This is a genomic window from Sulfuritalea sp. (assembly GCF_017302275.1).
Classification (GTDB): Bacteria; Pseudomonadota; Gammaproteobacteria; order Burkholderiales; family Rhodocyclaceae; genus Sulfuritalea.
This window is the reverse complement of the sequence record NZ_JAFLDR010000013.1, coordinates 100,647-112,361: the sequence shown is the minus strand read 5'-3', so window position 1 is coordinate 112,361 and position 11,715 is coordinate 100,647. Positions and strand designations below refer to the sequence as shown.

8 protein-coding genes and 2 rRNA genes are annotated in these 11,715 nt (G+C 65.2%); 8 read left to right on the top strand and 2 right to left on the bottom strand.

Translation table 11 applies throughout. From position 1 onward, the window contains the following. The 8 genes from J0M27_RS09460 to J0M27_RS09425 all read left to right on the top strand — a co-directional run. Positions 1 to 398: ribosomal RNA gene (locus J0M27_RS09460) — 23S ribosomal RNA — on the top strand; the annotation flags it as partial. Between the two features lie 135 nt (positions 399 to 533). Continuing rightward, positions 534 to 648, top strand: a 5S ribosomal RNA gene (rrf, locus tag J0M27_RS09455). Positions 649 to 780: 132 nt separating this feature from the next. Continuing rightward, positions 781 to 1,749: an acetyl-CoA carboxylase carboxyltransferase subunit alpha gene (locus J0M27_RS09450; protein ID WP_294990388.1), complete on the top strand. Its 969-nt coding sequence runs from the start codon at positions 781 to 783 to the stop codon at positions 1,747 to 1,749. After that, a complete protein-coding gene (tilS, locus tag J0M27_RS21365; protein ID WP_365962490.1) occupies positions 1,718 to 2,722 on the top strand; it encodes a tRNA lysidine(34) synthetase TilS in 1,005 nt (334 codons plus the stop codon). The genes J0M27_RS09450 and tilS overlap by 32 nt, the downstream gene beginning before the upstream one ends. Positions 2,723 to 2,953: 231 nt before the next feature. Continuing rightward, positions 2,954 to 6,811, top strand: coding sequence for an ATP-dependent RNA helicase HrpA (gene hrpA, locus J0M27_RS09440; protein ID WP_294990385.1), 3,858 nt, complete (start codon positions 2,954 to 2,956; stop codon positions 6,809 to 6,811). A 22-nt stretch (positions 6,812 to 6,833) separates the two neighbouring features. Next, positions 6,834 to 7,547 carry an EI24 domain-containing protein gene (locus J0M27_RS09435; protein WP_294990383.1) on the top strand — a complete coding sequence of 238 codons (714 nt, stop codon included), beginning with the start codon at positions 6,834 to 6,836 and terminating at the stop codon, positions 7,545 to 7,547. Beyond that, positions 7,544 to 8,329: a molybdopterin-binding protein gene (locus J0M27_RS09430; protein ID WP_294990381.1), complete on the top strand. Its 786-nt coding sequence runs from the start codon at positions 7,544 to 7,546 to the stop codon at positions 8,327 to 8,329. The genes J0M27_RS09435 and J0M27_RS09430 overlap by 4 nt, the downstream gene beginning before the upstream one ends. 40 nt (positions 8,330 to 8,369) lie before the next feature. Continuing rightward, complete coding sequence (locus tag J0M27_RS09425; protein WP_294990380.1) at positions 8,370 to 9,311, top strand: GGDEF domain-containing protein; 942 nt, start codon at positions 8,370 to 8,372, stop codon at positions 9,309 to 9,311. Between the two features lie 127 nt (positions 9,312 to 9,438). Here the strand turns inward: J0M27_RS09425 and tldD are convergent, their stop codons facing one another. Next, positions 9,439 to 10,896 (bottom strand): metalloprotease TldD, encoded by a 1,458-nt coding sequence (gene tldD, locus J0M27_RS09420; RefSeq protein ID WP_294990378.1) that lies wholly within the window; start codon positions 10,894 to 10,896, stop codon positions 9,439 to 9,441. A 20-nt stretch (positions 10,897 to 10,916) separates the two neighbouring features. Then, complete coding sequence (locus J0M27_RS09415) at positions 10,917 to 11,711, bottom strand: carbon-nitrogen hydrolase family protein (protein ID WP_294990376.1); 795 nt, start codon at positions 11,709 to 11,711, stop codon at positions 10,917 to 10,919. Between the last annotated feature and the right edge of the window lie 4 nt (positions 11,712 to 11,715).

Here is an 11,715-nt window from a genome sequence, read left to right as displayed (position 1 = left end):
TCGGCTCATCACATCCTGGGGCTGTAGCCGGTCCCAAGGGTATGGCTGTTCGCCATTTAAAGTGGTACGTGAGCTGGGTTTAAAACGTCGTGAGACAGTTTGGTCCCTATCTGCCGTGGGCGCTGGATATTTGAGGGGACCTGCTCCTAGTACGAGAGGACCGGAGTGGACGGATCTCTGGTGTACCGGTTGTCACGCCAGTGGCATCGCCGGGTAGCTAAATCCGGAAGAGATAAACGCTGAAAGCATCTAAGCGTGAAACTCGCCTCAAGATGAGATATCCCGGGGGTTCAACCCCCCTGAAGGGTCGTCCAAGACCAGGACGTTGATAGGTCGGGTGTGGAAGCGCAGCAATGCGTTAAGCTAACCGATACTAATTGCCCGTGCGGCTTGACCCTATAACAGTGAACTTCAGTTCCTGTGTAGCGAAACAACCAAAGACAGCACAATCACCACCCAATCCCCTTACTTCTTTCGAATCATGTGCTCCGGCCCAACGCCTCACCGCGCCATCCCGGAGCACCCCCTTTCAGTCTGGTGTCCATAGCGTCTTGGTACCACCCCTTCCCATCCCGAACAGGACCGTGAAACGAGACCGCGCCGATGATAGTGCACTTCACCGTGTGCGAAAGTAGGTCAACGCCAGACTCCCCCTCAAAACCCCCCTCCCGAATTGTCGGGTCGGGGGTTTTTGTTTGTATTGGCGCCGCCGTGTCGGGAACCTTGGCTCTGATGATTTTCCGTGGATTTCATAACACTCAGCACTGGTAAAATCGCCAAATGAAAACCAGTTTTCTCGAATTCGAACAACCCATCGCTGAACTAGAAGCGAAGATCGAGCAGTTGCGGTTTGTTCAGGACGATTCTGCCGTCGATATCTCGGAGGAGATATCTCGACTTGACGCGAAAAGCCAAAGCCTGACGAAAGACATCTACGCGAAACTCACGCCCTGGCAATGCGCGATGGTCGCGCGCCATCCGCAACGTCCCTACACGCTGGACTATCTGGAGCTGGTGTTTACGGATTTTCAGGAGTTGCACGGTGATCGGAGCTATGCCGACGACCATGCGATAGTTGGTGGCCTGGCGCGGTTCAACGGGCAGTCGTGCATGGTGATAGGTCATCAGAAGGGTCGTGACACCAAAGAGAAGATCCACCGCAACTTCGGCATGCCGCGCCCGGAAGGTTACCGAAAGGCTCTGCGACTGATGCGTTTGGCAGAGAAGTTCGGACTGCCGATTTTTACCTTCGTCGACACGCCCGGCGCCTACCCTGGAATCGACGCGGAGGAGCGCGGTCAATCCGAGGCCATCGGACGCAATCTTGCCGTCATGACCGAAATCAAGGTCCCGGTGATCGCTACCGTGATCGGCGAGGGGGGGTCGGGCGGTGCGTTGGCGATCGCGGTCGCGGACGTTGTTGCAATGCTGCAGTACTCGACCTATTCCGTGATCTCTCCGGAGGGATGTGCGTCCATCCTCTGGAAAAGTGCTGAACGGGCCGGCGACGCGGCCGAGACAATGGGAATCACCGCCCCACGACTGAAATCCCTCGGACTGGTTGACCGCATCATCAATGAGCCGGTCGGGGGCGCCCATCGCGACTATCGCCTCATGGCGCAGAACGTCAAAAAATCCTTGCAGGAAGCACTCAAGCAGCTTTCCTGCTTGTCATCCAGCGAGCTCATCGAGCGCCGCTTCGAGCGGCTGATGAGTTATGGTCGCTTCAAGGAACAATCGATTCACTGAGCCCGTGCTTCGGGCTGTCGCGTCCGCCCTTTCCGGACAGGTGACCCAGGCCGGCTCGGTTCTTCTTGTCGGTTATTCCGGTGGCCTCGATTCCACGGTTTTGCTGCACGCGTTGCACCACCTCGCCAGGGGTGGCAGCTACCGGATCGCGGCTCGTCATGTCCATCATGGTTTGAGCGGCCAGGCGGATGCCTGGGCCGAATCCTGCGTTCGGTTTTGCGCGGCTCTCGGCGTCCCGCTCGATGTGGTTCGGGTGAACATCGCAAACCACAAAGAAGAGGGCCTGGAAGCTGCAGCCCGCCGCTTGCGTCACGCTGCGTTGGCGGACCATCCGGCCGATTGGATCCTGCTTGCACACCATGCAGACGATCAAGCCGAAACGCTTTTGCACAACCTCTTTCGAGGAACGGGAGTGCGTGGCGCCGCAGCGATGCCCGCAGCGAACGGACGCCTGTTGCGGCCTCTGCTCGCCTTGGCGCGCAGTGATTTGCAGGAGTATGCGCGGACCAGATGCCTGTCCTGGATAGAGGACGAAAGCAACGCCGACCCACGCCATACGCGAAACTTCCTGCGGACTCGCGTACTGCCCGTCATTGCCGACCGATTTCCGCAGGTCAGTCACCGGCTTGCGTCGGCGGCACGTCGCTTCGGCGAAGCGGAGTGCTTGCTAGGTCAGCTTGCCTTGATCGACCTTGGCGAACGGTCTCCGCAATTTCCGCTACCGCTATACCTGTTTCGGGAACTGCAGGACGCCCGGGCACGCAACCTCTTGAGGGCTCTTCTTGGGTGGCAGCTAGTTCAAGCGCCCGACGAGCCACGGCTGGCGGAATTCGTTCGTCAATTGCGAACGGCCGGAAACGATCGACGCCCACGAATCGAGTTGCGCGACTATCTACTTTGGTGCGAGTCGGGCAGCTTGCACTTCCAACGCAAGGTCAGGCGGCTTGCGCGACCTTGCGAGCCGTCATCGTGACCGACTGCTTGCCTGCGGCGCCCGGCATGCGGGTACCGCTCTACAGCGGAGGACATCGATGCGGACATCCGTATGGATTGCTCGCACTTCCCTGGTTCGCAAAGACGCGGATTGTGCTGGAGAGTCCCGCCGCCAGAATGTCTCGTGCTGCCGTCGCCCCTGTCAATTGCATTGGAACGGCCCGATGAATCCAGTTCCAAGAGTCGGCGCTGGCAGTACGGCGGCCGGCCAGTGAAATTCGATCCCGAGGCGCGGCGGGCGGCGCGGCCGGCGCTGACCTATGACGAGGCGCTGCCGGTCAATGTGCTGCGCGCGGAGATCGGAGAGACGATACTCCGGCACCAGGTGGTGGTCATATGCGGTGAGACCGGTTCGGGCAAGACCACGCAGCTGCCGAAGATATGCCTCGAGATCGGCCGCGGCCTAAACGGCATGATCGGCCACACCCAGCCGCGGCGCATCGCCGCGCGCGCCACGGCGACGCGGATTGCGCAGGAACTCAAGTCTGAACTGGGCCGCCACGTCGGCTTCAAGATCCGCTTCACCGACAAGGTGACGCCTGGCTCCTACATCAAGCTGATGACCGACGGCATCCTGCTCGCCGAGACGCAGACCGATCCGTTACTGCGCCAGTACGACACGATCCTGATCGACGAGGCGCACGAGCGCAGCCTCAACATCGATTTCCTGCTCGGCTACCTCAAGCAACTGCTGCCGCGGCGAAGCGACATGAAGGTCATCGTGACCTCGGCGACGCTGGATGCGGAGCGCTTCAGCAGGCACTTCAGCATCGGCGGCAGGCCGGCCCCGGTGATCGAGGTGTCGGGGCGCCTGTTTCCGATCGAGACGCGTTTCCGCCCGTGGCAGGACAACAAGGAGGGCGACCTCAATGATGCCATCGTCGATGCCGTCGACGAGGCCCACCGCGAGGGACCGGGCGACGTGCTGGCGTTCCTGCCCGGCGAGCGCGAGATCCGCGAGGCGGCCGAGGCGCTGCGCAAACACCACCCACCGGGCCTTGAAGTGCTGCCACTGTTCGCGCGCCAGACGGCGGTGGAGCAGGGCCGCGTGTTCGCCGCGCACCAGGGTCGGCGCGTGGTGCTGGCGACCAACGTCGCCGAGACCTCGCTGACGGTGCCCGGCATCCGCTACGTGATCGATTCGGGCCTGGCGCGGGTCAAGCGCTATTCGCATCGCAACAAGGTCGAGCAGTTGCAGGTCGAGCCGATCTCGCGCGCCGCGGCCAGCCAGCGCGCCGGGCGTTGCGGCCGCGTCTCGGCCGGCATCTGCTTCAAGCTCTACGACGAAGAGGACTACAACAAACGTCCGCCCTACACCGAGCCGGAAATCCTGCGCTCCAGCCTGGCCGGCGTGATCCTGCGCATGAAGTCGCTGCACCTGGGCGATGTCGAAGACTTCCCCTTCCTCGAAGCGCCGGCGCCGCGCATGATCGCGGACGGCTATAACCTGTTGGCAGAACTCGGCGCGCTGGACGAGGCCAGCAAGGAGCTGACGCCGGTCGGGCACGAGTTGGCCAAGCTTCCCCTCGATCCCAAGATAGGCAGGATGATCCTCGCCGCGCGCGAACACGGCTGCCTGCGCGAGGTGCTGATCATCGCCTCGGCGCTGGGCACCCAGGACCCGCGCGACAGGCCCGCCGAGGCCGCCGGCTCGGCCGACCAGGCCCATGCCAAATGGAAGGACGAGAAGTCCGAGTTCCTTTCCTACCTGAAGCTGTGGGCCGCGGCGGACGAGGTCTGGAAGCACGAGACCAGCAACAAGCAGCGCCAGTGGTGCCGACACAATTTCATTTCCTGGCTGCGGCTGCGCGAGTGGCGCGACGTGCATGGCCAGTTGATGACGCTGTGCCACGAGCACGGCTGGAAAATTACAAGCGCCTACCCCCCTGCCCCTTCCCCCAGGGAGGGGGTGACCGGGGTTCGCTTCGCTCCGGGTTTGAACGCTGCCCCCGCCTTGGGGCGGCCCGGCGGCGGGGGCGATGCCGCCTACGAGGCGATCCACAAGGCGCTGCTCACCGGCCTGCTCGGCCACATCGGCTTGATCAGCGAAGAGGACAAGAACTACCTCGGTGCGCGCGGCATCCGCTTCTTCATCCATCCCGGATCGTCGCTGTTGAAGAAGGCCGGACGCTGGATCGTCGCCGCAGAACTGGTCGAGACTTCGCGCCTGTTCGCGCGCTGCATCGCGAAGATAGAGCCGGAATGGCTGGAACAGGTCGGCGCCCACCTGATCCGCAAGCATGTCTACGAGCCGCACTGGGAGAAGGGGCCGGGCCAGGTTGTGGCCTGGGAGCGCGTCACGCTGCACGGCCTGATGCTGCATGCCAAGCGGCGCGTGCATTACGGCCCGAGCGATCCGAAGCTGGCGCGCGAGATCCTGATCCGCGAGGCCCTGGTCGAAGGCCAGGTCGGGGAGGACTGGGCGCGCAAGTGGCGCTTTTTCCAGCACAACGCGAAGTTGAAGAAGGAGATCGAAACACTGGAGCACAAGTCGCGCCGCCCCGACGTGCTGGTCGATGACGAATTGATTTACGCGTTCTACGACGCCAAGCTTCCGCCGGGCATCATCACCCTGGCCGCCTTCGATCACTGGCGGCGCGAGGCCGAAGCCGCCGATCCCAAACTGCTCTGCCTTGAAAAAGAGCAGCTGATGCGCCACGAGGCAGCCGGCATCACCACCGATGCCTTCCCGCCCGAGCTCATCCATCGCGGCCGCGGCTACAAGCTCGCCTACCACCACGACCCCGGCGCGGCCGATGACGGCGTGACGCTGACCCTGCCGTTGGCGGCGCTCAACCAGTTGCCGGCCAACCGTTGCGAGTGGCTGGTGCCGGGCCTGCTCAAGGAAAAGGTGGTGGCCCTGCTGAGGACGGTGCAGCAGAAGTATCGCCACCGCTTGCAGCCGCTGGACGAGTTCGCGACGAACTTCTGCGATGCCGAACATGACCTCGACGAGCCGCTGGTGCGTGCGCTGACCCGTGCCGCCGAGGAACACCTGGCCATGAAGCTGCCGCTCGACGCCTTCCGCACGGGCGAACTGCGGCCGCACCTGTTCATGAATTTCCGCCTGGTCGACGAGCACGGCGGCACGCTGGCGATATCGCGCAACCTCGGCGAACTGCGCGCCGAGTATCGCGGGCGCGTCGAGCAGGCCTACGCCGACGCTGAGATCAGCCACGAGGCCGCCGCCAGCGATGCGCCGGGATACACCGCCTGGACCTTCGGCCCCTTGCCCGAACTGATGGAACTGAAAGTCGGCGCTGGCACTACGGTCGGTTTTCCCGCGCTGGTGGACCTCGGCGAAAGCGTGCGCCTCACCGCCTTCGACACCGAGGAAAAGGCCCACGTCGAACACCGCAAGGGCCTTGCGCGCCTGTTCGCGCTGCAGCTGGCGGCGCAGGTCAAGGCCGTCGAAAAGCTGCCGGGCCTGCGCGAGCTCGCGCTGCAGTTCATGGCGATGGGGCCAAATGCGGGCACCGAGAAGGATCTGCGCGAGCAACTGGTCGCGGTCACGCTGGAGCGCACCTGCCTGATGGACCCGCTGCCCGCCGAAGAGTCGGCGTTCGCCACACGGCGCGAAGCGGCGCGCGGGCGCATCCTGCTGGTGGCGCAAGAGATCCTGCGCCTGGTCGCGGCCGTGCTCACCGAGTACGCGGCGCTGACGAAAAAGCTCGCGTCCATGCAGAAGGCCTTTCCGCAGGCCGCTGCCGACATCGCCGCGCAGCTTGCCGAGCTGATGCCGAAGAAATTCATCCTGGCCACGCCTTTCGAGCGCCTGCAACACTATCCTCGCTACCTCAAGGCCATCGCCCTGCGCCTGGACAAGGCACGCAGCGACCCGGCACGCGACGCGCGCCTGATGGCCGACTGGCAGGGCTTGGGCAAACCCTGGGAACGCGAGCGCAACGCCATGCAGAAATCCGGCCAGCAGCAGGATGGCTTCCTCGACGAGTTCCGCTGGCTGCTCGAAGAGCTGCGCGTCGCGCTGTTCGCGCAGGAACTCAAGACCTCGTCACCGGTCTCCGTCAAGCGACTGCAGAAGATGTGGGATAGTCGCGAACGACGTTGATTCGACGCGACAAGGACACACCATGACGGAACTGCTGGCTGCCTTTACCCGTTCGCTGCGCGACCTCGGTCGCGGCGAGATCCTGTGGCACGCACTGTGGCCGCCACTGGCCTCGCTCGCGCTGTGGCTGACGGCGGGCTATACCTTCTGGTCCGAGGGCCAGATGCTGATGGCACGCATCCTGCCGCAACTGCCGTGGACCGGCTGGGAATGGTTCGCGCGCTGGGCCGCCGGCTTCCTCATGCTGGCCGCGCTGGCCGCCCTGATCTACATCACGGCGACCATGCTGGTGGCAATCTTCGCCCTGCCGCGCCTGATCGGCCTGGTCGCCGCGCGCGACTATCCCGAACTCGGCCGCCACGGCGAGAACGTGTTCTGGGGCAGCCTGGCCAATACCCTGACCGCCGGCGCCATCTTCGTCCTCGGCAGCCTGATCCTGCTGCCGCTGCTGCTGATCCCCGGCATGCTGCTGGTGCTGCCGCTGTTTTGGGGCGCCTGGCTCAACCAGCGCACCTTCCGCTTCGATGCGCTGGCCGAGCATGCGACGGCGACCGAGATGCGCCGCCTGGCGCGCGAGAACCGCCGCAGCTTCTACGCGGCCGGGCTTGCCACCGCGGCGGCGGCGCACCTGCCGCTGGTCAACCTGCTGGTGCCGGCCTTCACGGCGCTGGTTTTCGTCCATCTCGGCCTGGCGGCACTGCGCCGCCAGCGCCAGAACGGGGGTATCGAACTGTGACAAGCCAAGGCAAGGGCATCGGCGCCATCATCATCGGCGACGAGATCATCCTCGGTCGCCGCCAGGACAAGCATTTCGCGCGCATCGTCGACATCCTCGCCGCGCGCGGCCTCACCCTGGCCTGGGCGCTCTACGCCGGCGACGACCGGGCGCGGCTGACGGACACCCTGCGCCGCACCCTGGCCGGCGGCGACATCGTCTTCAGTTGCGGCGGCATCGGCAACACGCCGGACGACCATACTCGGCAGGCGGCGGCCGCGGCGGCAGGCGTCGAACTGGTGCTGCACCCGGATGCCGAACGCGAGATTCGCGCCCGCTATGCCGAGACCGGTCGCGAGGTCACGCCGTATGCGCTCGACATGGGGCGCTTCCCGGCCGGCAGCCGCATCATTCCCAACCCGGTGAATCGGATCGCCGGGTTTTCCCTGGCCGACCATCACTTCGTGCCCGGCTTCCCGCAGATGGCCTGGCCGATGATCGAATGGGTGCTCGACCATCAATATGCCGATTGCTTCAACCGCAATCCCTCGGCCGATGCGGCGATCGTGGTTTGGGAAGGCCTGGAAAGCGTTCTGACGCCGCTGATGGTCCGCATCGAGGCGGAATTTCCCGGGCTCAAGGTGTTCAGCCTGCCTTTCCTCGGTTCGGCCGAGGTCCGGCGCAACATCGAACTCGGCGTGCGCGGTGCCCCGGAGCAGGTGCCGGCGGCAATGGACCTGCTGCGGCGCGAAGTCGCCGCGCTGGGCTACGCCTGGGACGAAAAGTCCGCGCCGGCGAAGTGATTTATGATGGTCTTTCCCGTTTACGACATGGGTGGCACCGATGGATGAACTGAAACGGCAGCAGTTGCGGAGCACTCCACTGTTCGTCAACGTCGGTCAGGAAAGCGTCGAGTATCTGTTCGAGCACTGCGAAGACCGGACGCTGGAACGCGGCGAGCGCCTGCTCGAACCGGGTGCCGCCAACTGCCACCTTTACATCGTCCTCGAAGGCGAGTTGCGCGTCTATCTGAGCGACCGAACCCTGCCGCCGCAGGCCGTGCTCGGACCCGGCGAATGCGTAGGCGAAATGTCGCTGCTCGATGGCCAGGTAGCTTCCGCTCTGGTACTCGCGGCGCGCGACAGCAAGCTGGTGGCGATCCCGCACGAGGTGCTCTGGTCGCTGGTGGATTGCTCGCACGCCATCGCGCGCAACCTGCTGGCGGTTATTTCCGGCCGCATGCGGGACAGCAACCGCGCGCTGGTGGTTCTGCAGGAACGCAGCCTGGAGTTCGACGATGCCGCCAGCGTCGATGCGCTGACCGGAATCCACAGCCGGCATTGGCTGCGTAGTGCCTTTCCGCGCGCCATGGCACGCTGCGAGCATGACGGCGAGCCGGTCTGCCTGGTGGTTGCGGACATCGACAACTTCCGGCATTTCAACGAGCGCTTCGGCTACCTTTCCGGCGACACCGTATTGAAGCGCATGGCACGGCGGCTGGCGGACGGGCTGCGCGCACAGGACCTGATCGTCCGCTACGGTGGCGAGGCCTTCCTCATCCTGCTGCCGTATTCCACACTGGACGAGGCGGTGCCGATCGCCGAGCGCCTGCGCGAACTGGTCGCCATCGGCAGCGGTCTCAAGACCGGCGAAGGCGTGACCCTGAGCTGCGGCGTCGGCCAGATGAAGCCGGGCGAGCCCCTGGACCTGCTGCTGGCGCGCACCGAGGCGGCAATGCGCCGTGCCAAGGACAACGGCCGCGACCGCGTCGAGGCTGCCGACTAGTAGATCGTTCCGTACAACGATTGCAAAACCCGTTCGGCCTGAGCTTGTCGAAGGCCAGCGTTGTTGCCGAGCTAGCGGTTCGACAAGCTCACCGCGAACGGTAACCGGACTGGTTGAATTGACTACGCTAACCCGTCCCGCCGACCGTCAGTCCATCGATGCGCACCGTCGGCTGGCCGACGCCGACCGGCACGCTCTGGCCTTCCTTGCCGCAGGTGCCCACACCGGAATCGAGCGCCATGTCGGTGCCTATCATCGAAACGCGGTTCATCGCATCCGGACCGCTGCCGATCAGCGTCGCGCCCTTGACTGGCTTGGTGATTTTCCCGTTCTCGATCAGGTAGGCCTCGGCGGTGGAGAACACGAACTTGCCGCTGGTGATGTCCACCTGGCCGCCGCCGAAGTTGGCGGCGTAGAGCCCCTTCTTCACCGACTTGATGATTTCCTGCGGGTCGTGCCCGCCGTTGAGCATGGCGGTGTTGGTCATGCGCGGCAGCGGCAGGTGGGCGAAGGATTCGCGGCGGCCGTTGCCGGTGACCGGGACGCCCATCAGGCGCGCATTGAGCGTGTCCTGCAGGTAGCCGACCAGGATGCCGTCCTCGATCAGCACCGTGCGCTGCGTCGGATTGCCTTCGTCGTCGATGGTCAGCGAGCCGCGGCGGTCGGCGATGGTGCCGTCATCGACCACGGTGACGCCCTTCGACGCGACGCGGCTGCCGATACGGCCGGCGAAGGTGGAACTGCCCTTGCGGTTGAAATCGCCTTCGAGGCCGTGGCCGACCGCTTCGTGCAGCAGGATGCCGGGCCAGCCGGGGCCCAGCACCACGGTCATCTCGCCGGCCGGGGCGGGCTTGGCGGCGAGGTTGACGCTGGCCTGGTGCACCGCGCGTTCGGCGTAGTCCTTAAGCACCGCATCGCTGAAATAGCCGTAATCGAAGCGGCCGCCACCGCCCGACGAACCCTGCTCGCGCCGGCCGTGCTGTTCCATGATCACCGTGATCGAGACGCGCACCAGCGGGCGCACGTCGGCCGCCATCTGGCCGTCGGAGCGTGCCACCAGCACCACTTCCCAGGTGCCGGCGATGTGGGCCATGACTTCCTTGACGCGCGGGTCGGCGGCGCGCGCCATGGCTTCGATGCGTTCCAGCAGCTTGACCTTGGCGGTGTCGTCGAGCGAGGCGATCGGATCGTTGTCGGCATAGAGTGCGGCGGGCTGCCTGCTGCGCTTCAGCATCGGCGCCAGGCGCTGGGCGCCGGAGGCGGCGATGGCGCGCGTGGCGCCGGCGGCGGCCTGCAGCGCGGCCATGCTGATGTCGTCGGAATAGGCGAACGCGGTCTTCTCGCCGGACAGCGCACGCACGCCGACGCCCTGTTCGATGTTGAAGCTGCCCGATTTGACGATGCCCTCTTCGAGGCTCCAGGCCTCGGAGCGGGCGTACTGGAAATACAGGTCGGCGTAGTCGACGTGGTTGCCGAACAGCTGGCCGAAGACGCGCTCCAGCTGGTGCGGCGCCAGCCCGTGCGGCTCGAGCAGGGTCTGTTCGGCGATTTCGAAGTGGGGGATGGGGTTGGCGATGGCGTTCATGGTCTGGTCCCGGAAAGTATCTACAGTATGCGATGTTTCAGCGCCGGCAGGCTGGCGCGGGTGTCACTGATGCGCTGCGGGTCGAAGTCGGCGACGACGATGCCCTCGCCCTTGTCCATGCGTGCGACCACCTCGCCCCAGGGATCGACCACCATGGAATTGCCGTGCGTCATGCGCCCCGTGGGGTGCAGCCCGCCTTGCGCCGCGGCCAGCACGTAGCACTGGTTCTCGACGGCGCGCGCGCGCAGCAGCATTTCCCAGTGGGCGCGGCCGGTGGTCTCGGTGAAGGCGGCGGGCAGCACCAGCAGATCAAGGGTACCCAGGGCGCGGAACAGCTCGGGAAAGCGCAGGTCGTAGCAGATGGCCAGGCCAACGCGCCCGAGTGGCGTATCGAAGGCCACGACCTGGTTGCCGCGCTCGATGGTCGCCGCCTCGTCGTAGGCTTCCGCGCCCTTGCGGAAGCCGAACAAGTGGATCTTGTCGTAGCGCGCGACGCGCCGGCCTGCGGGGTCGTACACCAGGCAGGAGTTGCGCAGCTTCGCCGGATCGTCGGCCAGCAGGGGGATCGAACCGCCGACCAGCCACAACCCGTGCTTCTGCGCCGCCGCGGCGAGGAAATCCTGGATCGGGCCACTGCCGTCGCGCTCGCGCGCGGCAAGGCGGTCTGCGTCGCTCGCGCCGATCAGCGGAAAGTACTCGGGCAGCGCCACCAGTCGCGCGCCCGCCGTCGCCGCTTCGGCGATCAAGCGGCCGGCGGTTTCCAGGTTGGGTGCCACGTCGGGCCCCGAGATCATTTGCACGGCAGCCAGCTTCATGGCT